This window comes from Klebsiella sp. 141251 (genome assembly GCF_050600725.1).
Lineage (GTDB): Bacteria > Pseudomonadota > Gammaproteobacteria > Enterobacterales > Enterobacteriaceae > Klebsiella > Klebsiella aerogenes.
In genome coordinates, this window is record NZ_JAQIRG010000001.1 from 842,386 (window position 1) to 865,552 (window position 23,167).

Sequence of the window (23,167 nt, forward strand, 5' to 3'; positions counted from 1 at the left end):
TGATTTTATCGATATCCTCAATATTTGGAGAGTAACATGGCCTTTTCTCAGGCAGTCAGCGGCTTAAATGCGGCGGCCACCAATCTCGACGTGATTGGCAACAATATCGCTAACTCCGCGACCGCGGGTTTTAAATCCGGCAGCGTGTCGTTCGCCGATATGTTCGCCGGTTCGCAGGTCGGGCTGGGGGTTAAAGTTTCCGGGATCACCCAGAACTTTAAAGGCGGCACCACTACCGGCACCAGCCGCGCGCTGGATGTGGCGATTAACGGCAACGGCTTTTTCCGCATGCAGGATAAAGACGGCGGCATTTTCTATACCCGCAACGGCCAGTTTAAGCTGGACGAAAACCGCAATCTGACCAATATGCAGGGGCTGCAGCTTACCGGCTATCCGGCCGCCGGCACGCCGCCGACCATTCAGCAGGGCGCCAACCCGGTACCGCTGAGCATTCCGGAAGGGATGATGAACGCCAAAGCGTCGACTTCCGGCGAAATGGTCGCCAATCTGAAGTCGACGCATAAAGTACCGGAGAACAAGACCTTCGACCCGGCGAAGCAGGATAGCTATAACTACGTCAACACCATCACCGCCTACGATTCGCTGGGTAACGCCCACAACATCAACGCCTATTTCGTGAAAACCGACGATAACAAATGGCAGGTCTATACCCAGGACGGCAGCGCTGCTGCGGTCAGCGCGGGCACCATGGAGTTCAATACCAGCGGCAACCTGGTCAGCGTTAACGGCCAGGCGGGCGAGTTCAGTATGACCATTCCGATGAGCGCGAAAGACGGCGCCCCGGCGCAGAACTTCACGCTCAGCTTCGCCGGTAGTATGCAGCAGAACGTTGGTAGCGATTCGGTGAGTAAAGTGGCGCAGGATGGTTATGCCGCCGGTGAATACACCAACTTCCAGATTAACGATGACGGTACCGTCGTCGGTATCTACTCCAACCAGCAGACCCAGGTCCTGGGGCAGATTGTGATGGCCAACTTCTCCAACCCGGAAGGGCTGGCGTCACAGGGCGATAACGTCTGGCAGGAGACCGGCGCCTCGGGCCAGCCACGGGTGGGACTCTCCGGCGGCGGCGGTTTTGGCAAGCTGACCAGCGGCGCGCTGGAGTCGTCCAACGTCGACCTGAGCCAGGAGCTGGTGAACATGATTGTCGCCCAGCGTAACTATCAGTCCAACGCCCAGACCATCAAGACGCAGGATTCGATCCTGCAGACGCTGGTCAGCCTGCGCTAACGGAACTGAGTTATGGATCACGCGATTTATACCGCGATGGGCGCCGCGCGCCAGACGCTGGAGCAACAGTCGATTACCGCCAACAATCTCGCCAACGCCTCGACGCCGGGCTTTCGCGCCCAGCTCGCCGCGCTGCGCGCGGTGCCGGTAGACGGGCCGAGCCTCGCCACCCGCACGCTGGTGGCGGCCTCGACGCCGGGCGCCGATATGAGCCAGGGGGCGCTGAACTACACCGGGCGCCCGCTGGACGTGGCGCTGCAGCAGGACGGTTTTCTGGCGCTCAGCCTGCCGGGCGGCGACGAAGCCTATACCCGCAACGGTAGCATTCAGGTTTCGGCCAACGGTCAACTAACGGTGCAGGGGATGCCGCTGCAGGGCGACGGCGGGCCGATTGAGGTGCCGCCGTCGGCGGAAATCACTATCGCCGCCGACGGCACCATTTCGGCGCTGAATCCCGGCGACCCGCCGAACACCATCGCACAGATTGGCCGCCTGAAGCTGGTGAAAGCCGATGCGCGCGAAGTGATGCGCGGCGATGATGGCTTTTTTCGCCTGACCCCGGAAACCCAGCAGCGCCGCGGCAACCAGTTGGCCAACGACCCGCAGGTGCGGGTCATGCCGGGCGTGCTGGAGGGCAGTAACGTCAAGCCGATGGAGACCATGGTCGATATGATCGCCAACGCCCGTCGCTTTGAAATGCAAATGAAGGTCATCCACAGCGTGGATGAGAACGAACAGCGGGCGAATTCTCTGCTGTCAGTAAGCTGATAGCCAGTCGGCCCGCGGCCAAAGGAAATAACCAATGATTCCCTCTTTATGGATTGCGAAAACCGGTCTTGATGCGCAGCAGACCAATATGGACGTGATCGCCAACAACCTGGCGAACGTCAGCACCAACGGTTTTAAACGCCAGCGCGCGGTGTTTGAAGACCTGCTGTATCAGACCATGCGTCAGCCGGGGGCGCAGTCCTCCGAACAGACCACGCTGCCTTCCGGCCTGCAGATCGGTACCGGCGTGCGCCCGGTCGCCACCGAACGTCTGCATAGCCAGGGTAACTTGTCGCAGACCAACAACAGCAAAGACGTGGCGATTAAAGGCCAGGGCTTCTTCCAGGTGCTGCTGCCGGACGGCAGCCAGGCCTACACCCGCGACGGCTCGTTCCAGATCGATCAGAACGGCCAACTGGTGACCGCCAGCGGTTTCCAGGTGCAGCCGGCGATCACTATTCCGGCCAACGCGTTGACCATTACCATCGCCCGCGATGGCATCGTGAGCGTCACCCAGCAAGGTCAGACCGCCGCCCAGCAGGTCGGGCAACTGACGTTAACCACCTTTATTAACGACAGCGGCCTCGAAAGCGTGGGCGAGAACCTGTACCAGGAAACGGAGAGCTCCGGCGCGCCGAATGAGAGCACGCCGGGCCTGAACGGCGCCGGCATGCTCTACCAGGGTTATGTCGAGACCTCTAACGTCAACGTGGCGGAAGAGTTGGTCAACATGATCCAGACCCAGCGCGCCTATGAAATCAACAGCAAAGCGGTTTCTACGTCGGATCAGATGCTGCAGAAGCTGACCCAGCTGTAATGTTTGATGACGGGCGTCGCCTGCTGCGCCCGTCGCTTTTTTGGTGTAACAAAGGCGATACCCCGTGGTAACCACACATTCGATGGCCACCCTGCCGCGCCAGGGACAACGCTTGCTGGCGGGCATGGTGATGCTGACGCTGAGCGGCTGCGCGTACATTCCGCATAAACCGTTGGTCGATGGCTCGACCTCGGCGCAGCCCGCGCCGCCGACCGCGCCGGTACCGAACGGCTCTATTTTTCAGGCCGCGCAGCCGATGAACTACGGCTATCAGCCGCTGTTTGAAGACCGCCGCCCGCGCAACGTTGGCGATACGCTAACCATCGTGCTGCAGGAAAACGTCAGCGCCAGCAAGAGTTCTTCCGCCAATGCCAGCCGTAACGGTTCCAGCAAGTTTGGCGTCGCCACCGCGCCGCGCTACTTAGACGGCCTGTTGGGCAACGCCCGCGCCGATATGGATATTTCCGGCGATAACAGTTTCGGCGGCAAAGGCGGGGCGAATGCCAATAACACCTTCAACGGCACCATTACCGTCACCGTTAATCAGGTACTGAGCAACGGCAACCTGCACGTGGTGGGGGAAAAACAGATCGCCATTAACCAGGGCACCGAATTCATTCGCTTCTCCGGGGTGGTTAACCCGCGCACCATCAGCGGTAGCAACTCGGTCACCTCAACGCAGGTGGCGGACGCGCGCATCGAGTATGTCGGCAACGGCTACATCAATGAAGCGCAGACGATGGGCTGGCTGCAGCGGTTCTTCCTCAACGTCTCCCCGTACTAATGGGCGGGCCATTTGCGGTGTTACTGAAAAGAGATTCACATGGTTAAAAAACTCATCATTGCGCTATTAATCGGCGCGGCCAGCTTACCGGCGACGGCGGAGCGTATTCGCGATCTGGTGACGGTACAGGGCGTGCGCGATAACGCCTTAATCGGCTACGGCCTGGTGGTGGGGCTCGACGGCTCCGGCGACCAGACCATGCAAACGCCGTTTACCACCCAAAGCCTGAGCAACATGCTATCGCAGCTCGGCATTACCGTGCCGCCGGGCACTAACATGCAGCTGAAAAACGTCGCCGCGGTGATGGTCACGGCGAAGCTGCCGCCCTTCGCGCGCGCGGGGCAGAATATCGATGTGGTGGTCTCATCAATGGGCAACGCTAAAAGCCTGCGCGGCGGGACCTTGCTGATGACGCCGCTCAAAGGGGTGGATAACCAGGTTTATGCGCTGGCCCAGGGCAACGTGCTGGTGGGCGGCGCCGGCGCGGCGGCGGGCGGCAGCAGCGTACAGGTCAATCAGTTGGCTGGCGGACGCATCAGCAACGGCGCCACCATCGAGCGCGAACTGCCGACTACTTTCGGCAGCGGCGGGGTGCTCAACCTGCAGCTCAATGATGAAGATTTCACCCTCGCGCAGCAGATTAGCGATGCGATTAACCGCCAGCGCGGCGGCGGCACCGCATCGCCGCTCGATGCGCGTACCATTCAGGTACTGGTGCCGCAGGGCAATAGCTCGCAGGTGCGATTCCTCGCCGAGATCCAGAATATCAACGTTAACGTTGGCGCCATGGATGCCAAAGTGATTATCAACTCGCGTACCGGTTCGGTGGTGATGAATCGCGAGGTGATTCTTGATTCCTGCGCGGTGGCTCAGGGTAACCTGTCGGTGGTGGTCGACCGACAAACCAGCGTCAGCCAGCCGACGACGCCGTTCGGCGGCGGCCAGACGGTGGTCACGCCGAATACCCAGATTTCAATGCAGCAGCAGGGCGGTTCGCTGCAGAAAATCAACGCCAGCGCCAACCTCAACAACGTGGTGCGCGCGCTGAACGCGCTGGGGGCGACGCCAATCGACCTGATGTCGATTCTGCAAGCCATGCAAAGCGCCGGCTGCCTGCGCGCCAAACTGGAAATTATCTAATGGCCAGCGATGTTATGGCGATGTCGGGCGCCGCCTATGACGCCCAGGCGCTGAACGGCCTGAAGCGCGATGCCGCCGCCGATCCGCAGGGCAACCTCAAGCAGGTGGCGCAGCAGGTCGAAGGCATGTTTGTACAGATGATGCTAAAGAGCATGCGCGCCGCGCTACCGCAGGATGGCGTACTCAGCAGCGACCAGACCCGGCTCTATACCTCGATGTACGATCAGCAGATTGCCCAGCAGATGTCGCAAAAGGGATTAGGGCTGGCCGACATGATGGTCAAGCAGATGAGCAATGCCAACGCGGTCCCCAGCGAAACGGCGGGCACCGCGCCGATGGCGCTGGATAATGAGGTGCTGCAGACGCTGCCGAATCAGGCGCTGGAGCAGATGATCCGCCAGGCGGTACCGAAAGCGCCGCCAGCTGCCGCGCCGCTATCGCTCAACAACGGCAACTTCGTTGCCCGTCTGTCAATGCCGGCGCGTGCCGCCAGTGAGCGCAGCGGGATCCCGCATCAGCTGATAGTCGCCCAGGCGGCGCTGGAATCCGGCTGGGGGCAGCGCGAAATCCTGACCGCTGACGGTACCCCGAGCTACAACCTGTTTGGTATTAAGGCCGGGGGCAACTGGAAGGGGCCGGTTACCGAGATCACCACTACCGAATTTGAACAGGGGGTGGCGAAGAAGGTGAAGGCCAAATTCCGCGTCTACGATTCGTATTTCTCGGCGATTGCTGACTACGTCAAGCTGCTGACCAACAACCCGCGTTATGCCTCGGTTGCCGAAGCGTCCACTCCGGAGCAGGCGGCGCACGAGCTGCAGCGCGCGGGCTACGCCACCGACCCGCAATACGCCAGCAAGCTGGTCAGCGTGATTCAGCAGATGAAGCACGCCGGGGCGCAGGCGGTGAAAGCCTATGCCGCGGATATTAACGATCTGTTCTAGGTTCGAAGGTCGCGCCTTCTCCCGGCTCGCGCTCCCGGTTAATTCTGCTGCGATATGTTTTCCCGGAGGCGGCGCATTGCGCCTTGTCCGGGCTACCACATCGCACAGTGCTGTAGCCCGGTAAGCGGTAGCGACATCCGGCATAAAAGCGGCTGCGGAATTTTGCAGGCAGATTTACTCAAGTTTTTACTTCTCTGACCGATAACAAGGGCAAGCTGAGCGAATTGACTTGGCAGCATAAGGAACCCTGATGTCCAATAGCTTAATCAATACGGCGATGAGCGGACTGAATGCGGCGCAGGTGGCGCTCAGTACCGTCAGCAACAATATCTCTAACTACAACGTGGCGGGTTATAACCGGCAGACGGCGATTCTGGCCCAAAACGGCGGCCTGGCCACTATGAACGGTTTTATCGGTAACGGCGTGACCGTGACCAGCGTCAACCGCGAATATAACCAGTTCATCACTAATCAGCTGCGCGGCGCGCAGAGCGCGGCCGGTTCGCAGAACGCCTACTACGAAAAGATTTCGCAGATCGATAATCTGCTGGCCAGCAAAACTAATACCCTGTCGGGGAGCCTGCAGGATTTTTTCACCAATTTGCAGAACCTGGTGAGCAACGCCGGCGACGACGCGGCGCGCCAGACGGTACTGGGTAAGGCTAACGGCCTGGTCAACCAGTTTAATAATACCGATAAATATCTGCGCGACATGGACAGCGGCGTTAATCAGCAGATTAACGACACCGCCCAGCAGATTAACAGCTATAGCCAGCAGATTGCCCGTCTTAACGATGAGATTACCCGCCTGCGCGGCAGCGCCAGCGGCGAACCGAACGCGCTGCTCGATCAGCGCGATCAGCTGGTTAGCGAACTCAACCAACTGGTGGGCGTTCAGGTAACCCAGCAGGACGGCGACGCTTATACCGTCTCCTTCGCCAACGGCCTGACCCTGGTGCAGGGCAACAACAGCTATCAGGTGGAAGCGATCCCTTCCAGCAGCGACCCTTCGCGCCTGACTCTCGGCTATAACCGCGGCAGCGGCGCCAGCGAAGTGCCGGAAGGGCAGATCACCAGCGGCAGCCTGAGCGGCGTGCTGCGTTTTCGCAGCGAGACGCTGGACGGCGTGCGCAATCAGCTCGGGCAACTGGCGCTGGCGATGGCCGATAGCTTTAACCAGCAGCACCGCGAGGGCTTCGATCTCAACGGTGAGCAGGGGGGCGATTTCTTCAGTTTCAGCGGCGCGCGGGTGGTTGATAACACGCGCAATACCGGCGATGCCTCGCTGTCGGTCTCCTATACCGATACCAGCAAGGTAAAAGCCAACGACTACCGCGTGGAGTATGACGGCGCCAACTGGCAGGTCAGCCGTCTGCCGGACAACGTCAAAGTCAACGCCACCGCCGGTAAAGATGCAGACGGTAACCCGACGCTGAGCTTTGATGGTCTCGAAGTCAGCATTGATGGCAACCCGCAGCAGAAAGATAGCTTTACGGTGAAGCCGGTCAGCGACGTGGCGGGCAACCTGAAAGTGGCGATTACCGATTCAGCGAAAATCGCCGCCGCCGGTAAAGATGACAGCGGCCGCGGCGATAACGATAACGCTAAAAAACTGCTCGACCTGCAGACCAAAAACCTGGTGGATGGCAAAGCGACGCTCAGCGGCGCCTACGCCGGGATCGTCAGCGGCGTGGGCAACCAGACCGCCGCCGCGAAGGTGAGCAGCGAATCGCAGTCCAGTATCGTCACCCAACTGGCCCGTCAACAGCAGTCGCTCTCCGGGGTAAACCTCGACGAAGAGTATGGCGAGCTCCTGCGTTTCCAGCAGTACTACATGGCGAACGCCCAGGTGATCCAGACCGCCAGCTCGCTGTTCGACGCGCTGCTGAATATTCGTTGATTGTATTGAGGAACTGACAGCATGCGCATGAGCACCAGCATGATGTACCAACAGAACATGACCGGCATCACCGGCAATCAGTCGCTGTTTATGAAGGCCGCCGAGCAGCTTTCAACCGGCAAGAAGGTGATTAATCCCTCCGACGATCCGCTGGCGGCATCGCGGGCGGTGATGCTGTCGCAATCGCAGGCCGAGAACAATCAGTATACTCTGGCGCGCACATTCGCCCGCCAGAGCGTATCAATGGAAGAGACCGTGCTTTCCGGAGCCACCTCGACGATATCTGATATCAAGGCGCTGATTGTTAACGCCGGCGGCACCGAGAGCGATAACGACCGCGATTCGCTGGCGACCCAGCTACAGGGGCTGAAGGATCAACTGCTCAACCAGGCCAACAGTACCGATGGCAACGGACGCTACCTGTTTGGCGGCTATGAGAATGATAAGCCGCCGTTTGTCGATACTAACGGCAAGATTAGCTATCAGGGCGGCAATAAAACCGTGGAACAGAAGGTTGACGCCAACCGTACGATGACCATCGGCCATACCGGTAATTCGGTATTTATGGCGCTGACCAGCAATCCGAAGCCGGAGCCGGACGGCAGTGCGCCGGTCGCCGATGTGTTCGCCAGTATCGATATTGCGCTGGAGGCGTTGAAAACGCCGCTGCAGGGGGCCGATGACGCCACCAAACAGCAGGTGAACGATGCGCTGGCGAAGGCCAACCGCGGCCTCGATAACTCCTACAACAAAGTATTGAGCGTGCGCGCTGAGCTGGGCAATCAGCTACAGGAGATGGATCAGCTCGATAGCATCGGCAAAGAGCGTGATATGACCAACCAGCTGCAGATGAGCGCCCTGACTGATGCTGACCTTGCGGAATCTATCTCTTCTTATTTTATGCAGCAGGCGGCGCTGCAGGCATCTTATAAAACCTTCAGCGATATGCAGGGCATGTCGCTGTTTCAGATGAATCGCTAATCACGAATATCCACTTTTTCATTTAGCACCTTGGCACCACATCCCGTTCTCTCTGTGTACGCGGGGTGAGGTGCCCTTTTTTTCGGGGGCCTGATTAGGGAAGAGAGCGGGTGGGCTCTCAGCGACAAATTCACCACATCGTAGCGTGTAAACTCAAACCGGATCCCAACCTTTACACCGTATCCTCTTCAGGAGAATCCAGGATGTTTACTCATATGCGTATCGCTAAACCCGTCACCGATCTTGCACGGTCCTGTTTGATGTACTGCCAGGGACTGGGCTTACACAAAATTGCTGAATTCAACGATCACGATGGTTTTAATGGAATAATGTTAGGGCGACAGGGGCTCGGCTGGCATATAGAATTTACCTGGTGCCAGTATCATCCCGTGCAACCCTTGCAGACGGAGGAAGATTTACTCGTGCTGTATTACCCGGATAAGAAGGAGTGGCTAGATGCTTGCGCCAGAATGCGCGAAGCGGGCTTTAACTTGACGAATTCTTTTAACCCTTACTGGGATGTCAATGGCCAAACGTTCGTTGATCCAGATGGCTACAGGGTGGTACTCCAGAATAAAGCGTGGGGATAAAGACTCGCGCCTCAATGCGCTAATTCTTCCTCAGCAAGCCCCAATACAGGGATGTTCATTTAAACAGTCTAATGCCCTTCGCCACAATTTTTTTAAATTCAGGGCATTGCATATGTTCCGGCGCAGTACAGCGGGCGGCGTGTTTTAGCCCCTGGCTTAACAGCTGTAACCGACGAATGGTGTTATCAATTTCCTGCGCGCGCTGCTCAAGCCGTTGGTTATCAATGGCTATCTTGCCGTCAGCGTTAAATATCCCGGCTATTTCAGAAAGCGAAAAGCCGGCGGCCTGTCCCAGCACGATCAGTTCCAGCTTGTTCAGCACATTTTCATGGTACTGCCTTCGCAGACCATGACGACCAATCGGTTTGATCAAACCTTTCTTTTCATAAAAACGCAGCGCTGAAGGCGTAATGCCGGACAGCGTCGCGACCTCGCGGATATCCAGTTCTTTCATGATTGACTTAAACCTCGCTTTAAGTTGCACACTGGTCAACAGAGTAGCATTGGCTCATAAAAAGGAAGAATAAATTGAAGATGATTGTTGCTGTGCAAATTTTGCTGACGGGCCTCGGCGCCACGTTAGTCATGGATTTATGGTCGCTCTTTCAGAAGCATATACTCAAGATTGCGCCGCTGAACTATGCGCTGGTCGGTCGCTGGGCGTTATGGCTTTCGCGGGGGAAAGTGCGGCATAACACCATCGCCGCAACCCCTCCGCTAGAGGGTGAGCGTTTTATTGGCTGGTTATGCCATTATCTGATCGGTATCGCTTTTGCGGCGGTGCCGCTTGTGTTGAGCGGCGCCGATTGGTTTTATGCCCCCACTCTGGCGACAGCGCTGCTGTCAGGGGTCGTAACCTTATTCGCGCCGTTCTTGATCCTGCAGCCCGCATTTGGTTTTGGCGTCGCGGCCTCACGGACTCCCCGACCGTGGCTGGCGCGTTCGCTGAGCCTGGTGGCGCACCTGGCCTACGGAATCGGGCTGTATCTGGCGACGAGCGTACTTTCGTGGTGCTCATTACTTTGATAGGTATTCGCTGGTACGCGTTTTACCGTCAGCGAATGCAGGTATAGCAGGCGTATCGCAGCAGACTCTTTTTACACGCGGAAGACGTGCTTTTTTGCCAGGCGGAAGAAGCGTGGTGGGCTCTCATGTACAGGCTCACGTTTCTGGACAAGAAGCTGCAGAAGATTGTTAGCATTGAGTTTTTTAGCGCGTTGCATTTGTACGTCGAAACCTGCTTTTTGCTGTGAGTTCAATGGGCCGATGCAACGCTATCCTTAATCAAGGGGGGCCATGAAACGAAGAACTCACAGCCAAAAGTGGACCTTCCGATAGCAAATAGAGGAATCTACTTTTAGGGCTTGCTCTTACCTTTCGTGCAGTCTGGTATAGCTTTATAGCACCAATTCCACCTTACTTGGTCGAGTTATATAAAAATCAACACGCTGCTTATTTTTGTAAAAACTGAGAGTAGGCAAATAATGCCTACTCTCTTATAGTCTTTTAAATAAGTCAATCTTCTACCTTGATTGGATAAATAGGCTTATTCTGACTTTTTGTATTGATAAGATGCAGAAGGGGATGAGTTATTAAATATCCCGTCAAAGTATGAATCTGTATCTTTGATTGATTTCCCTTCATATTTATCCAGAAAATCATCAACTGCTGCCTTAAACTTATCGTTGCTCATGTATTCTTCAATTTTAAATGTCCCGCCAATTGTATTTACACCAAATTTAAGGTTGACTTCATTATATGAGGCACAGGATGTAGATATTTTCTTTTGCTCCTGGCTAAAGTAAGTTCCATATACAAGAAAGCTAGGTTTGTAAAATATGTTACCGCTTTGGTCTTTGAATAAATCATGAGTAGAATATGCATATAAATAATTATAGTCAGCTTGCGTTTTGCTCATTTGTGCACTGAGGCCGTCGCCAAATCCCTTCAGAAAGTTTGCGAAGGCTGTAACATCGCCTGCTATAACGTTACATGCAAAGTTAATTACACTTTTTGCAATCTCAATACCTTGTACTGACGTATTTAAACTTCTGTCACCTGAAACAGGATCTGTGAAAAACGCATTGGTAAGATACTTAGTGACTTCTTGCCATTGCTCGAAATTATACTTGTCGGTGCTACTGGGTGCCTTTTTATTAACAGCTGCACTGGCTACACCTACGAAGCGTTCCATTAGTAAACGACCTACTTTGACCTGTTCCTTCAAATTTTCTGGAGCATCATTAAATTGATATGTTTGATATTGAACAGCGCCCTCCTTAGAAAGCCCTTGAACAAGTGGAAGATCCTCTGAAAGAACCTCAGCATCTTTTAAATCATAAATTTTTCTGAAATATTCATGTGCCGACTGTACTGCATTTTCATTGAACATAGCAAACTCCTATAATATTGTTTTTCGTAAACATCAAATGGAATCAACACGAAAACATTTGATTTAGGTTAGATGTAGATGATGATATAACTTTACATGACAAGTTATTTGTTAAATTACTAGCCATATAGTTTGAGCCTTCGCTTATGCCGAAAATGAAACACTCGAATTAAAAATAATCACATTAACTATAAATGTTTATAAGCATATTATATTTTTCAGTTATGCATATTACCTCCGTAATTAGTGAAGTGTGTTTATTTTAATTGATTGTAGATACGCTATAGAGTCTTATCATGCTGACCAGTGGCATATATCTACACACATTTGCGCGATATCAACAAATGCAGTTCTTTTAAGTCCGCGAGTTATTGTCCATGAACACTTAACTCTGGGGGGTTAACATAAATAACCCATGTCCCCTTGATATTCGCTAAGCTAATGTTACTGATTAAACAATGATTCGGATTCTTTGGTAGCGGGTCTGCTTCAATTTTGGCATTTTTATTTATTAAAGTTGAGGCTTTTGTCGCTCCTGCTTTTTTCCAGATGCTCTTTCGAGTCTTATCCGAGCCTATTAAATCATTTACTAAACCCTGGTTCGCGCCAGAGTCTTTTCGGGAGCAAAGAGCCGAAACATTTTGCAAGTTATCGGGATATCCATCCTGATTTTCATAATTCTCATCCATATTTGCGGCGCCGTAACGAACAACTAACGCACCTTTCGGTACTTTTTCGCTTGCGTTAGTCGTTGTTGACATAATGAAGATAATGCCAGTTACAGCATATAGAATATTATTTGTTCTCATTTTAACCTCTTCGTTTTAAAATTATTAGTTTATAGATGTGTTGTGGTTGTTTTTATCATAAAACATTGTTGAAATATCCACGGTAGGTATTGCATATTTTTTGATTAAAAATTTTTAAATGAAAAACCTCTCTCTTTATGACTGTTGTAGGAATGCTGAGCTAAGAGACGTACCATATTTATTAAGACGCAAGCCTGCACCATTGATTAATATCAACAGCGGTTATTGTTAATGCTGCAGATGACTCGAATTTAACAGCAAGTGTCTTTGCTTTGATTGGTAATAATCTATCCATTGAGTCGCCTAATGCAAAAGTTTAGGTTCATTATTTTTTTATACAACTCGTTTAGTATTTAGAGTTACAAGTTATTGGTTATTTAACTTGTTGAATTTCAAGGATGCAAAAAAGCTCTGGATTCTGTGGTGTATATACATAACTAGTTGATGCAAAGTGTATTTGTTGGCTCCGGTGGTTGCAGGTTTTTATATTGCATAAATAAGATGTTAATCTCGGAATTTTCTAATATTCGATCTAATAAACTATTTGTCTATTTTTACAAGAATAATATACTGCATGTGACTCAATTGTTCTTCTTTGTTAGGTAAATCTGATGTGAGTTAAGTGCTCCCTTGCTGTTACCCCTGCTCTGAAATATGCATGTACCACCATTAAATCCTCTGCAATATGATGTCCATAAATGGTTTCAGAGCGTGAATGGACGACCATGCGCTACTCACCTCTTGACCTTATCGGTTTTTGCCGTGATTCAGTTACTTAAAGCAGGTGATTTTACGTTATGGATCTTCGCGCAGTTCGGATATCAGGAATGTCAGAGTCGATAACATAAAAGAAACCCTGAACCATCAATGACATAGCATGGGTAATTTACCAGCATAATGTTAAGCGGAGAAGTCTGCGCCAAGTGGACGGGTGAATAGGCAAGGCTTCGGGAGTTCCAACTTCCGCTTCTCGCTCAAAGCATATCTCCCGAGCGATGCCATAGATGGGCATCATTTATCGGCCAGGATTATCTCGAACTGATAGCCAGTTTAGCCGCCAAAAACAAAAATAAGCCGCCGGTTGCTCTGTCCATGATGCTGATAACACTGCTTTTTTTCAGGGTGGTTGAAGCAAAATGCGTGGACAGTATAAGCGTCACTGACCAGAGAGTGCCGATCGTGACGTGAATGCTGACCAGGATAAATGTCCATAGTAAAGGGGAGTGCCCGGCAGGAATAAACTGAGGCAAAAACGAGATATAGAATATGCCCATTTTGGGGTTAAGCACATTCCCAGGCATCCCTCTGATAAACCAGTTGTTGTGTGAAGATACGCTGCCATTATCGTGGTTGAAAGACGATTGAGGCCGCACAGTAGCTGTATGCCAGGCCAGCACAGATAGGCGGTGCCGCCGATTTTCAGAATTGTGTAAGCCAACGTTGAAACCGCCAGCAAATGCGATTGGCTCGCACCAGATTATCCCTGTGAACTCAGATTTTCTGCGGTATAGCGCTCTTGCCGTCACGACCAATAATAATACCGTCTTTGAATACTAGCTTGCGCGGCGGCGTGTATAACACGGACGCCGGTACGTCGCTGGCTTCCAGAACCACCAGGTTGGCGGCGTTACCTTCCTTCAGATGTTCCAGCCCGTGGTTCGGCAGATTAATATGCTGGGCCGGAATACGGGTTATCATCTCGAAGGGACGCATCAACGGCGCATCCGCACGGTAATTGGCGCTATAGGCGAAAGTTCTCGCGCGTTGCAGTTGATCGCCATCTCCCCAGGGTGACCACATATCCTGAATATTGTCATTCGCCGCGGCGTAGAGAATTCCGGCATCCAATAGTGGTTCGATAGGCGGGAATGCGACATTGCCCGGAGCCGTGCCGATAACGCGGACGCCTAAGTCAGCCATGTCGGCCAGAACGGCGTTCAGTTCGCTTTCGGATATTTGTCCGAGTGAAAACGCGTGTGAGAGAGTGATTTTATCCTTCATCCCCAGCGCCTTGCCGCGAACAATAATCTCTTTGATGGAAGCCAGCCCCATGTGACCCGGCTCGTGCAAATGAATATCGATCGGCTTACCGGTCTTTTCCGCCAGGGCAAAGAGGACATCGAGGTGGCCTTTGCGGTCGTTATCAAAACCCTGCGGGTCGAGGCCGCCGATGTATTCCACGCCCATATCCAGCGCCTGAGCCATGTAATCCGCAACGCCTGGCGATTTAATAATCCCTGATTGCGGAAAAGCGACGAACTCCATGCTCATGTAGCCCTTAAAATTCTCACGAATGCGCATCAGGGCTTCAACGTCGGACAGCTTAGTAAGCGGGTCGATGTCGATATGGCTGCGCAGATGCGTCGTACCCATTGCCGCCATCTGCCGTACAAGGTTGGAACCATAAAGGTAGGGGTCATGTTTAAGCTCTACGCGCAGTTTGCGTTCGTTGGCCGCTCGTTCCGCTACGCTGGCGGTGGCAATATGGTGTAGACGCTCCGGCGCGCCGAAGCGCGTTTTGTCGAGGTGGACGTGGGTATCAATGAAAGAGGGTAACAGCAGACAACTCGTGCAATCTATCGATTGCGCATTCGCTGCGGATAAGGCGTGGCCCGTACGGGCTATTTTGCCTTCTGCAATCAGGACATCCGTTGGCGCGCTTGCCGTTCCAATAACGATGTTCTTTAGCAAAATCGGCGACGCTGACGCAGGCAGCTTCGGTTTATTGTCGGCCGCCTGTGCTGGCGCATTTTGCGCAAACGCACGTCCACTCGCTACGGCCATTAGCGCGCTGCTGGCAATGGCGCTGCCGATAAGCGATCTCCGGGATATCATCATCTTAATTGATTCCTTATTTTATTATTGCCCTGAACGCGGAAAATAACCCGCTCACTGAATAGCACAGGTATTTGTGTATGCGTCAGCAGCATCCATTCGTCAAATGCGTTATTTGTTTTTGTGAGGCGAAACGGCTAAAACAGCATAGTAACAATGGGTTACTAACTTCCCGTAGGAGAAATGTTCTTTTTAGCCGCAAGGTAGGGGGAGAATAGCGATTTATGCGAAGGTACGGTAACGCCTGTTGTACATGGTATGATTACATTATCTTATCGGCCAAAGTTATTGTGTCCCCCGGGGGCGGAGCGGATCTTACCGTCATTCTCCCCAGATATTATATATGAATTCAGATGGCTTTCCGTTGTGCGCAGAGTTTGCGGTGCTTCAGGAGGTGTACTATATGTCAACAGAAGACATTGCTTATCTATAGCCTACAGGGTATTGGTCCATTTTTGCGTAATCTCTGGCAGCGCAGCTTCAGAGGCGGTATCCGAGTGTGGGTAACCTGAAACATAGCACCCATCGCTAATGTGATTAAATATTTTTTCATCCGATAGCGTATAATTTAAAAAAGGCGGGCTATAATCAGCGATAGCCATTCAGGTTGGTTTTCGCTTTAACGATTTGTTAGCGGACACAATTCTTGCGGGTCAACATTGTAATGCTCTTCTTTTGAGCTTGGCTAAAATTAATGTTAGTTGTCGTACACTGGAGGTAAATTATGGTTGCTCCTGTGGAAGTTCCTTTGTTCAATCAAACACACAAATCTCCAGCTATATTTTTATACAGTGGGTTATTCTTTTTGCTTTGCGCATCAGTCCTTTTTTTACTTTTGGGTTATTGTTTATTTTATCTTGCTCAACAAGGTCCAATGATTAGTGTGAGGGAGACTTTTGATGCTAAATTACCTACTTCAACAGTAATGACCGAGAAAGATAAATATAATTTTTTTGGTGCAATAATTTCATTCCTTATGATGCCTCTATTGATGTGTATATCTGCTGTTATTTGCGCCTTGGTTGGCATGCGTTTGTTGCGTTCTGCAGGAGCAGTCTCGCAGCAGGTTATACCACCACAGGACTATTCGCTTTTAGCCCCTGCAATAAAAGAAGGTAATGAAAAGGCTATAACAGAATACATTCGATTAAGCAGTTTATCTGGTATGACTGGTACTTTTACAAAGATTGGGCTTACAGGTCTTCCTTTGGCGACAATCGTTTTGACAGTTGTTTTAGCTTTTTTAAGTCTTGTATTTCCTAAGTTCTATGATCTGGCTCAACTAACTCTTGGGGCGTTTATCGGTTCATTTGTGCAAAAAAGTAATGAATTAACCCAAGAGAATAATCATCCTCAGAACAAACAAATTGATACGCCTTAGGGATTTATAATTTATTTTTCTCTGCAGTTGTATTGGTTTTAATAACTTATGGTGTCATTCTTTTGTGATTATATTTTCATGTGTTTTTCTACATGGGTTTTATTGATAATTAAGACATTAACTGGAGATATGATGACTAATACCTCAAACATTATTACTGGCATGAATCAGTGGGATCGAGCGACGGTACCAAAATCTGCTACATCTGTAATCAAGCGAATTGAGGGGTTCTATAGTTCGCCCTATGACGATAACGGTTCAATCCCTGGAGGCACATGGACTATCGGGTATGGCACCATAATTGATGCAACAGGCAAAGCGGTTACTCCGCAAACGGCGCCAATTACGGAGGCTGATGCAGAAAGTTTGCTTCTTCGGGATATGAAAGGAGCTGCACATACTGTCCAGCAACGAGTCCACGTACCACTACTGGAGTGGGAGGCAGCAGCTTTAATCTCGTGGACATATAATCTCGGAGCTGGAAATCTAACTAAATCAACAATGTTAAAATATATAAACTCGGACCAAAAGACAAAGGTGCCAGATGAAATGCGTAAGTGGATCGGCCAGGAGGGTAAACCACTCCTTGGTTTGTTGCGACGTCGCTGGGCAGAAGCGGCCATTTTTATCGGTATCGATTCCGTAAATGCTTGTATTAGAGCATGGAATGAAATCGATAGCCTCAATGATTGGCCAACATTTAAATAATTTTTGTTCTCAGTTCGTGGGTATCCTAAAAGGAGCAAAACCTATATTGTTCTGTATTTATTTAGAGGAGTGAAAACTATGATGAGAATACTTTCTATAGATGGCGGAGGGATCAGAGGCATCCTTCCCGGTATGATTCTGGTCGAGTTGGAGAAAAAACTACAATCAATATCAGGGAAACCAGAAGCAAGAATTGCTGATTATTTTGATTTAGTCGCTGGAACCAGTACTGGTGCTATTCTTTGCGCTGCTTATGTATGCCCAGGAGCTAAAAGAAAACCAAAATTCACCGCTCAAGAAGCTGTTAATTTTTATCTTGAGGACGGTGATGATATTTTCGATGTTGGTCTCTGGAAAACAATCAGTTCATTAGGCGGCGCAGCTGATGAGAAATATTCAGCAAAAGAGCTGGAGAGGGTGTTAAACACGGCATTTGGTGACATTAAACTGAGCGAATTATTAAGGCCGACCTGTTTTGTTGCTTATGATGTAAGCAATCGTCTCCCCATTATTTTTAAACAGCACTCAGCAGTAGCTAAGAATCGAGATTTTCTTGTCAGAGATGTTTTACGCGGTACTTCTGCGGCACCTACGTATTTTGAGGCGGCGCGAATTTACTCATTGCTCCCTGTACCAGAAAAATTTGTTCTTGTAGATGGTGGTGTGGCGGCAAACGACCCTGCGCTCTGTGCCTACTCTGAAGCCATTAAATTCAGCAATGTTGCTGGCATCAAAGATATGATTATTGTTTCGCTTGGTACTGGTAAAAAATTACAGGGTTACTCCTATTCCGAAATTAAGGACTGGGGCCCTTTTGGTTGGGCAAAACCTGTGATCGATATTGCTCTCGAAGGGGGGCCACAGATGACCGCGTATTATTTACAACAAATTGCCTCAACGGTAACTAACTCTAAGTACTACAGAATACAGCCTGAGCTATATGGCGCAGACCCTGCTTTAGATAACGCATCGCGAGAAAATTTAGAACTTTTGCGTAATGCAGGACGACAAAACGCAGCTGTATTTGATGAGACATTAACTGAAATTGCTAATTTGTTGGTCAGTAATGGTGGGGATTTCAAGTTTAAGACGTAGGGGGGCTCTTCATTTATACCGGCTCGGACCGAATTTGACATTATTGTTTTGCGCTAATTCATGAGGAGGTAGAATATAAGTTTCTATTGAATTACATGGTTTATACCCGTCATACTTCAAGTTGCATGTGCGTTGGCTTTCCTCGCTCACCCCAGTCACTTACTGGAGTAAGCTCCTGGGGATTCCCTGCGTCGCCGCCTTCCTGCAACTCGAGTTATTTAGGGTATAGATGCTCTACGTGGAGCATCTGATGATCTTTATAATGCAATGATTAATATTATTTCACAAGCAACCTGATTACATTCACAGCCGATCAATAAGACCGCATAGTATTTACTATGCGGTATGTTGTTAAATGTCATGGATTTTATAAAATACCTTCGGGCAGACTAAGATCGATACTTCGCTCTTCGCAGTACAGCCATGCTATTACCCACTTCAAAAAATACAGTCGCGTTAGCCCAACAACGAAAAGACACGGTTATTGCTCCGCAAAATTAACCAGCGCTTCGCCATCGAGGCGATAGCGGACCCATTCGCTTTGCGCCGCGGCGCCAATACTGAGGTAAAAATCAATGGCCGGCTGGTTCCAGTCCAGCACGCTCCACTCAAGGCGTCCGCAGCGGCGCGCAACCGCATACCGGGCAATGGTTTTTAGCAGCGCTCGGCCCGTGCCCTGGCCGCGATAGTCCGGCGAGATATACAAATCTTCCATATAAATACCGTTGCGTCCGAGCCAGGTTGAATAGCTGGTGAAGAACACGGCATAGCCCGCCGTTTTACCGTCAATTTCGCAGATCAGCGCTTCGGTTTTACTGTCGTCGCCAAACAGGGTTTCGCGGATCTCTTCGGGGGTGGTGACCACTTCCTGCGGGGCTTTTTCGTACACCGCCAGTTCATAAATCATGTTGTAGATGGCGGAAGCGTCATCCGCACGGGCCTGTCTAATCGTAATACTCATAATTTTTCCTGTCGTTTTCACACGTTAACGATATTGATGACGCTAAGCATAGGGGGTATTGTCAGAAGAATTAAGTGCAATGAAATCACCCAATGATGAATATTATGCATCCGGCGCTCAGACGCCTCGATCTCAATCTGCTGCTCGTTTTTGATGCTATCTATCGCCACTGTTCCGTTCGGCTTGCCGCCGATGAGCTGGCGATGAGTACCTCCGCGTTGAGCCACGCGCTGTCGCGGCTGCGCGTGGCGCTGAACGATCCGTTGTTTTTTCGCGAAGGACATCGGATGTGCCCGAGCGTCTATGCCACTCAGCTCGCGCCCTCCATCGCTTCAGTATTGAAATTGCTTAATCAGGAACTCACGCGACAGCCAGAGTTTATTGCCGCCGACAGCACCGAGCGGATCCAGATAGCCATTACCGATTTCACCGCGTTATGCATTTTTCCTGCGCTGATGCAAAAGCTGCAGCATGAAGTGCCGGGACTGCGTTTTGAACTCCGTTATTTGCCGCATAGCCCGGCACTGACGGAGCTGCTGGCGGGAGAGGTGGATCTGGCGCTGGGCTTCAGCACCGCTGAAGATATCCGGCATCATGAACTGGAGGAAATTGACTGGTTTGAGGATGAGTACGTGGTTATCAGCAATACCCGTCGCACGGCGCTGACGCTGGCGGATTATCTCGCCGCGCGGCATCTGGTGGTCACGCCGTGGAATGAAAAGCAGGGAGTGTTGGATTTACGCCTGCAGGAATTAGGCTATACGCGGCAGATAGCGCTCAAAACCCCTTCGATGCTCAGCGCGCCGTTTATTGTGGCGCAAAGCGATCTGTTAATGGCGATTCCTCGTTATGCCGCAGAGAAGTTCCTTCATGCCGCCCCGATCGCGATTTTTCCTTTGCCGTTCGCCATAAGCCCGTTTACCGTGAAGATCTATTCCCATAAACGCGGCGGGCAGCGAGGAGCAACCAAATGGCTTAAGACGGCGCTACAAAGCCTGGCGTTGGCAGAGAATGCCGGGAGTTTTTAACCTCAAAAAACCGAACTTAAAATAACTATCGCTATGGTAACCGTCGCGACAAAACCGGTCTGAAAGGCGAGCGTTCGGATAACGGGGATCCCGGCGGTATGCGCAATATAATGGACAATGCGCGCGAGCAAATAAACTTTAGCCGCAATTAACGTTATGGCGTTATTGACGTTAAGCAACGCGGCGACCACCACCAGTGGGGCAAAAATAACGAGGTTTTCTACCGCGTTGGCGTGCGCCTTTTGCGCACGCTGCGCCCAGGGCGCCAGCCCGGTTGATGACGAATGGCCGTTTCCCGCTGCGGGCGCGACGTTAGCGCGCGCGGCTCGGGCAATAATATAGGGTATCCACATCATAACCGTTAGCAGACAAATTAACGTAAGGATAATCAGTTCAGGATTATTTTTCATGGCAATTGACTCTGGTAATTAATAACGATAGAGGAAAGTCTATGGCTAAGGTTAAAATGGAACCATATGCAAAAATGACAATTTCAATACCATTAACGACATGAAGATAAATATTCTGACTCTGGATGGCGTTTTCGACACCGGCTTATCGACGTTGCTGGATACGTTCGCCGCGGCCAATGATATGGCGCGACGCCAGAGCATGAATATTTCTCGCTTTGAGGTGCAGATGATTGCCGTGACCGGGCAGGTTAAATCAGCCCATGGATTGAGTATTCCTGCTCATCAGGCATCGGGTTTGGATTATCCCGACTGGATTGTGGTGCCGGCGATCAACGTTCACGCACGACAATCGCCGCCGGATGGCTGGCACGATATTGCTGACGCTAAGCGGTTTTTGCAAAACATGGCGAAGCGCGGCGTTAAAATTGCCGCCGCCTGTTTAAATACCTTCATCCTGGCGGATAGCCGTTTGCTCAATGAGCAGACCGCCGCTGCGTCATGGCTCAATGCGGCTGCGCCGATCCTTCCCGGCGCAATGATGGGCCATGTGGAGCTGGCGCTGTGGCTGATTCGCCAGAGCAGCCCGCCGCTTGCCGATTTGCTGGCAAAAGCGATGGCGGCTGATATCCGCCATCCTCAGGTTTCACGCCTGCCGGCAGGTTATCCTCAGCATGCCGATGACCTGATCAACCGCTTTGCGCACTGGTCGCGAGCGCATCTGGCGCAGGGATTTTCCCTGCAGGCGGCTGCCGGCGCGCTTAACGTGCATCCACGCACCTTACAGCGCAGAATGGAAGCCACGCTGGGGAAATCACCGTTGGCTTTTTTCCAGCAATTGCGGGTCGAACGAGTAAAGCAGCTGCTTGCCGAGGGGAAAGATATTGAGACGATTACCGCTGACGTGGGTTATTCAGAAGTGTCAACGCTGCTGGCGTTGCTGCGCCGTCAGACTGGAAAGGGAATACGGGCGCTGCGTCATGCTGTGTGATTTTATTTATTAGTCAGGGTAAGATGCGGTAAGTTATTATTCTGAGCAGGCTACCAGTGAATGCGACCAAAAGTAACATCACTATTTAATAGCACCTTTATTACTTTTTTTTGACGCTATAACTATTTTAATAATACCATAAATTATTATTGTAACTATACTGCATAGAAACCAGTATCCTGGAATTGTAAAGTAATAAAATGTAAAAAGAGAAATGATAATGACATAAACTTTAAGGTCGTTAAGTATTTCTTTAAAAAAAGGAGATAAACAGGGCATTACATCACCTTTTTAATCTTTAAAAATACCACGCTGCTGATAATGATAGCACCTATGAATGATAATATAACCAAAAAGATAAACCATGAATTAAACGAATCGATAAAAACTGATTTTTCCATAAAGTTGATAACTTCATCAGCCTTTAATAGGCGAAACGCTAATTCAAACATCAGGGTAACCAGGATGATAAATGATAGGATGAAAGAAAAAATAATAAAAATCCATTTTTTCATAATTCATTCCTCATGATATGGTGCTAATTACACCTCGTGTTTTTATCATGAAAAGGGAATTCAGGCAATGTCTATATCTTCGATGGTCAAATTTAGAATGGAAACCGACAGGTATGCTGCTATAGCACTCGACCGTGCTGTAAGAGGTGTTCAACAGAATAGTATCAGTGTCCTGGAAGATGTTCGATCTGGTTTAGAGAGGGATACATGGTACAGTACATGTCTTTTGGATGAGTATAAGGCTATATGCTCGGAATTATCAGAAGAGGATATCCGTTTCATAAAATGTATTTACGAGATATATAAAAGGAAAAACATCATTGCAGATATGATGAGGATGTATATTGAGGAAGAACTTAAATATTTAAAAGTGAGCGAGATAAAATATCTTGATATCAGTCTTGCAAAAGGTCTATCAAGTTATCGAAGTGGATTACTAACAAGGGGCGCAATTGCAAATGCTTTATCTATCATCATTGTTAACTCATTTAATTTCAAAAATGATGTCATGATGCAACTTAACCGATCCAGTTTTGTGGTAGTGACAGCCGCATCTCTTTATGGAAAGGTTCAGACGGCAGCGATTTCTGCAAGAAAACTCAGGGATATATCGCCTCAGTTATATTTGGCACTCTACAACAATAATATGGAAATGCTTTATTTTCTTGTCAGCGATAAAATTGATAGAGCTTTGATAAATGCAATAGGACTTCGCGGAGAAGAGCGCATTCTTTCAGTAATAAAAAGCTTAGCATATTAATCGTCATTGAATAAGTTTGGGTTACGTAGGGTTGAAAATATTCACAGCATCTACCCGCGTTACTTTTTTGTCGGGTGGCGGCTAGCGCCTTACCCGACCTACGGTCC

23 protein-coding genes and 1 pseudogene are annotated in these 23,167 nt (G+C 50.4%); 16 read left to right on the forward strand and 8 right to left on the reverse strand.

Features of this window, described 5'->3' with window-relative positions:
- The first annotated feature begins 36 nt into the window (after positions 1 to 36).
- The 9 genes from flgE (at position 37) to PGR09_RS04035 (ending at position 9,175) form a co-directional block, all read left to right on the forward strand.
- Positions 37 to 1,251: a flagellar hook protein FlgE gene (gene flgE, locus PGR09_RS03995; protein ID WP_015367327.1), complete on the forward strand. Its 1,215-nt coding sequence runs from the start codon at positions 37 to 39 to the stop codon at positions 1,249 to 1,251.
- Positions 1,252 to 1,263: 12 nt separating this feature from the next.
- Complete coding sequence (locus PGR09_RS04000) at positions 1,264 to 2,019, forward strand: flagellar basal body rod protein FlgF (RefSeq protein ID WP_430915806.1); 756 nt, start codon at positions 1,264 to 1,266, stop codon at positions 2,017 to 2,019.
- A gap of 34 nt (positions 2,020 to 2,053) precedes the next feature.
- Complete coding sequence (flgG, locus tag PGR09_RS04005) at positions 2,054 to 2,836, forward strand: flagellar basal-body rod protein FlgG (RefSeq protein WP_015367325.1); 783 nt, start codon at positions 2,054 to 2,056, stop codon at positions 2,834 to 2,836.
- An 82-nt stretch (positions 2,837 to 2,918) separates the two neighbouring features.
- Entirely contained in the window at positions 2,919 to 3,620 is a 702-nt protein-coding gene (gene flgH / locus PGR09_RS04010; RefSeq protein ID WP_015367324.1) for a flagellar basal body L-ring protein FlgH, read from the forward strand.
- Between the two features lie 39 nt (positions 3,621 to 3,659).
- Entirely contained in the window at positions 3,660 to 4,760 is a 1,101-nt protein-coding gene (locus PGR09_RS04015) for a flagellar basal body P-ring protein FlgI (RefSeq protein WP_015367323.1), read from the forward strand.
- A complete protein-coding gene (gene flgJ / locus PGR09_RS04020) occupies positions 4,760 to 5,704 on the forward strand; it encodes a flagellar assembly peptidoglycan hydrolase FlgJ (RefSeq protein WP_430915808.1) in 945 nt (314 codons plus the stop codon). The genes PGR09_RS04015 and flgJ overlap by 1 nt, the downstream gene beginning before the upstream one ends.
- Before the next feature lie 250 nt (positions 5,705 to 5,954).
- Positions 5,955 to 7,604 (forward strand): flagellar hook-associated protein FlgK, encoded by a 1,650-nt coding sequence (gene flgK, locus PGR09_RS04025; RefSeq protein WP_015704937.1) that lies wholly within the window; start codon positions 5,955 to 5,957, stop codon positions 7,602 to 7,604.
- A gap of 21 nt (positions 7,605 to 7,625) precedes the next feature.
- On the forward strand, positions 7,626 to 8,585 hold the full coding sequence (flgL, locus tag PGR09_RS04030; RefSeq protein WP_015704938.1) for a flagellar hook-associated protein FlgL: 960 nt from the start codon (positions 7,626 to 7,628) through the stop codon (positions 8,583 to 8,585).
- A gap of 203 nt (positions 8,586 to 8,788) precedes the next feature.
- The gene (locus PGR09_RS04035; protein ID WP_047043681.1) at positions 8,789 to 9,175 is read left to right on the forward strand and encodes a VOC family protein; all 387 of its coding nucleotides are present in this window, start codon (positions 8,789 to 8,791) and stop codon (positions 9,173 to 9,175) included.
- A gap of 55 nt (positions 9,176 to 9,230) precedes the next feature.
- Here the strand turns inward: PGR09_RS04035 and PGR09_RS04040 are convergent, their stop codons facing one another.
- A complete protein-coding gene (locus PGR09_RS04040; protein WP_020079217.1) occupies positions 9,231 to 9,629 on the reverse strand; it encodes a helix-turn-helix domain-containing protein in 399 nt (132 codons plus the stop codon).
- Between the two features lie 80 nt (positions 9,630 to 9,709).
- On the opposite strand from PGR09_RS04040, the gene PGR09_RS04045 reads away from it, so the two are divergent.
- On the forward strand, positions 9,710 to 10,201 hold the full coding sequence (locus PGR09_RS04045; RefSeq protein ID WP_430915840.1) for a DUF2938 domain-containing protein: 492 nt from the start codon (positions 9,710 to 9,712) through the stop codon (positions 10,199 to 10,201).
- Positions 10,202 to 10,721: 520 nt separating this feature from the next.
- On the opposite strand, the gene PGR09_RS04050 is transcribed toward PGR09_RS04045, so the two are convergent.
- The 4 genes and pseudogenes from PGR09_RS04050 to PGR09_RS04065 form a co-directional block, all read right to left on the reverse strand.
- Positions 10,722 to 11,567, reverse strand: coding sequence for a hypothetical protein (locus PGR09_RS04050; protein WP_262854530.1), 846 nt, complete (start codon positions 11,565 to 11,567; stop codon positions 10,722 to 10,724).
- A 368-nt stretch (positions 11,568 to 11,935) separates the two neighbouring features.
- Positions 11,936 to 12,376 (reverse strand): hypothetical protein, encoded by a 441-nt coding sequence (locus PGR09_RS04055; protein ID WP_262854531.1) that lies wholly within the window; start codon positions 12,374 to 12,376, stop codon positions 11,936 to 11,938.
- A gap of 1,028 nt (positions 12,377 to 13,404) precedes the next feature.
- Positions 13,405 to 13,832, reverse strand: a pseudogene (locus PGR09_RS04060) (LysE family translocator); the annotation flags it as partial.
- A 35-nt stretch (positions 13,833 to 13,867) separates the two neighbouring features.
- Positions 13,868 to 15,214 carry an amidohydrolase gene (locus tag PGR09_RS04065; protein ID WP_430915809.1) on the reverse strand — a complete coding sequence of 449 codons (1,347 nt, stop codon included), beginning with the start codon at positions 15,212 to 15,214 and terminating at the stop codon, positions 13,868 to 13,870.
- Positions 15,215 to 15,935: 721 nt separating this feature from the next.
- On the opposite strand from PGR09_RS04065, the gene PGR09_RS04070 reads away from it, so the two are divergent.
- The 3 genes from PGR09_RS04070 to PGR09_RS04080 all read left to right on the forward strand — a co-directional run bounded on the left by PGR09_RS04070 (position 15,936) and on the right by PGR09_RS04080 (position 18,395).
- Entirely contained in the window at positions 15,936 to 16,592 is a 657-nt protein-coding gene (locus PGR09_RS04070) for a hypothetical protein (RefSeq protein ID WP_430915810.1), read from the forward strand.
- 132 nt (positions 16,593 to 16,724) lie between these two features.
- The gene (locus PGR09_RS04075) at positions 16,725 to 17,300 is read left to right on the forward strand and encodes a lysozyme (RefSeq protein WP_430915811.1); all 576 of its coding nucleotides are present in this window, start codon (positions 16,725 to 16,727) and stop codon (positions 17,298 to 17,300) included.
- Positions 17,301 to 17,378: 78 nt separating this feature from the next.
- Positions 17,379 to 18,395 carry a patatin-like phospholipase family protein gene (locus tag PGR09_RS04080; protein ID WP_430915813.1) on the forward strand — a complete coding sequence of 339 codons (1,017 nt, stop codon included), beginning with the start codon at positions 17,379 to 17,381 and terminating at the stop codon, positions 18,393 to 18,395.
- Positions 18,396 to 18,876: 481 nt separating this feature from the next.
- Here the strand turns inward: PGR09_RS04080 and PGR09_RS04085 are convergent, their stop codons facing one another.
- Positions 18,877 to 19,356 carry a GNAT family N-acetyltransferase gene (locus tag PGR09_RS04085; protein ID WP_430915814.1) on the reverse strand — a complete coding sequence of 160 codons (480 nt, stop codon included), beginning with the start codon at positions 19,354 to 19,356 and terminating at the stop codon, positions 18,877 to 18,879.
- A gap of 92 nt (positions 19,357 to 19,448) precedes the next feature.
- Between PGR09_RS04085 and PGR09_RS04090 the strand changes: the two genes are divergently transcribed.
- Positions 19,449 to 20,384 (forward strand): LysR family transcriptional regulator, encoded by a 936-nt coding sequence (locus tag PGR09_RS04090; RefSeq protein ID WP_430915815.1) that lies wholly within the window; start codon positions 19,449 to 19,451, stop codon positions 20,382 to 20,384.
- Positions 20,385 to 20,386: 2 nt separating this feature from the next.
- Here PGR09_RS04090 and PGR09_RS04095 read toward each other — a convergent pair whose 3' ends face one another.
- Positions 20,387 to 20,794, reverse strand: coding sequence for an MAPEG family protein (locus PGR09_RS04095; RefSeq protein ID WP_430915816.1), 408 nt, complete (start codon positions 20,792 to 20,794; stop codon positions 20,387 to 20,389).
- A 100-nt stretch (positions 20,795 to 20,894) separates the two neighbouring features.
- On the opposite strand from PGR09_RS04095, the gene PGR09_RS04100 reads away from it, so the two are divergent.
- Entirely contained in the window at positions 20,895 to 21,785 is an 891-nt protein-coding gene (locus tag PGR09_RS04100) for a helix-turn-helix domain-containing protein (protein WP_430915817.1), read from the forward strand.
- Between the two features lie 278 nt (positions 21,786 to 22,063).
- On the opposite strand, the gene PGR09_RS04105 is transcribed toward PGR09_RS04100, so the two are convergent.
- Positions 22,064 to 22,300: a hypothetical protein gene (locus PGR09_RS04105; RefSeq protein WP_047077832.1), complete on the reverse strand. Its 237-nt coding sequence runs from the start codon at positions 22,298 to 22,300 to the stop codon at positions 22,064 to 22,066.
- 67 nt (positions 22,301 to 22,367) lie between these two features.
- Here PGR09_RS04105 and PGR09_RS04110 point away from each other — a divergent pair, with 67 nt between their 5' ends.
- Complete coding sequence (locus PGR09_RS04110) at positions 22,368 to 23,060, forward strand: hypothetical protein (protein WP_430915818.1); 693 nt, start codon at positions 22,368 to 22,370, stop codon at positions 23,058 to 23,060.
- The last annotated feature ends 107 nt before the right edge of the window (positions 23,061 to 23,167 follow it).

Excerpts from the sequence above, each read along its gene's own strand:
- flgE (WP_015367327.1), top strand. The coding sequence starts at position 37 with ATGGCCTTTTCTCAGGCAGTCAGCGGCTTAAATGCGGCGGCCACCAAT.
- PGR09_RS04000 (WP_430915806.1), top strand. The coding sequence starts at position 1,264 with ATGGATCACGCGATTTATACCGCGATGGGCGCCGCGCGCCAGACGCTG.
- flgG (WP_015367325.1), top strand. The coding sequence starts at position 2,054 with ATGATTCCCTCTTTATGGATTGCGAAAACCGGTCTTGATGCGCAGCAG.
- flgH (WP_015367324.1), top strand. The coding sequence starts at position 2,919 with ATGGCCACCCTGCCGCGCCAGGGACAACGCTTGCTGGCGGGCATGGTG.
- PGR09_RS04015 (WP_015367323.1), top strand. The coding sequence starts at position 3,660 with ATGGTTAAAAAACTCATCATTGCGCTATTAATCGGCGCGGCCAGCTTA.
- flgJ (WP_430915808.1), top strand. The coding sequence starts at position 4,760 with ATGGCCAGCGATGTTATGGCGATGTCGGGCGCCGCCTATGACGCCCAG.
- flgK (WP_015704937.1), top strand. The coding sequence starts at position 5,955 with ATGTCCAATAGCTTAATCAATACGGCGATGAGCGGACTGAATGCGGCG.
- flgL (WP_015704938.1), top strand. The coding sequence starts at position 7,626 with ATGCGCATGAGCACCAGCATGATGTACCAACAGAACATGACCGGCATC.
- PGR09_RS04035 (WP_047043681.1), top strand. The coding sequence starts at position 8,789 with ATGTTTACTCATATGCGTATCGCTAAACCCGTCACCGATCTTGCACGG.
- PGR09_RS04040 (WP_020079217.1), bottom strand. The coding sequence starts at position 9,629 with ATGAAAGAACTGGATATCCGCGAGGTCGCGACGCTGTCCGGCATTACG.
- PGR09_RS04045 (WP_430915840.1), top strand. The coding sequence starts at position 9,710 with ATGATTGTTGCTGTGCAAATTTTGCTGACGGGCCTCGGCGCCACGTTA.
- PGR09_RS04050 (WP_262854530.1), bottom strand. The coding sequence starts at position 11,567 with ATGTTCAATGAAAATGCAGTACAGTCGGCACATGAATATTTCAGAAAA.
- PGR09_RS04055 (WP_262854531.1), bottom strand. The coding sequence starts at position 12,376 with ATGAGAACAAATAATATTCTATATGCTGTAACTGGCATTATCTTCATT.
- PGR09_RS04065 (WP_430915809.1), bottom strand. The coding sequence starts at position 15,214 with ATGATGATATCCCGGAGATCGCTTATCGGCAGCGCCATTGCCAGCAGC.
- PGR09_RS04070 (WP_430915810.1), top strand. The coding sequence starts at position 15,936 with ATGGTTGCTCCTGTGGAAGTTCCTTTGTTCAATCAAACACACAAATCT.
- PGR09_RS04075 (WP_430915811.1), top strand. The coding sequence starts at position 16,725 with ATGACTAATACCTCAAACATTATTACTGGCATGAATCAGTGGGATCGA.
- PGR09_RS04080 (WP_430915813.1), top strand. The coding sequence starts at position 17,379 with ATGATGAGAATACTTTCTATAGATGGCGGAGGGATCAGAGGCATCCTT.
- PGR09_RS04085 (WP_430915814.1), bottom strand. The coding sequence starts at position 19,356 with ATGAGTATTACGATTAGACAGGCCCGTGCGGATGACGCTTCCGCCATC.
- PGR09_RS04090 (WP_430915815.1), top strand. The coding sequence starts at position 19,449 with ATGATGAATATTATGCATCCGGCGCTCAGACGCCTCGATCTCAATCTG.
- PGR09_RS04095 (WP_430915816.1), bottom strand. The coding sequence starts at position 20,794 with ATGAAAAATAATCCTGAACTGATTATCCTTACGTTAATTTGTCTGCTA.
- PGR09_RS04100 (WP_430915817.1), top strand. The coding sequence starts at position 20,895 with ATGAAGATAAATATTCTGACTCTGGATGGCGTTTTCGACACCGGCTTA.
- PGR09_RS04105 (WP_047077832.1), bottom strand. The coding sequence starts at position 22,300 with ATGAAAAAATGGATTTTTATTATTTTTTCTTTCATCCTATCATTTATC.
- PGR09_RS04110 (WP_430915818.1), top strand. The coding sequence starts at position 22,368 with ATGTCTATATCTTCGATGGTCAAATTTAGAATGGAAACCGACAGGTAT.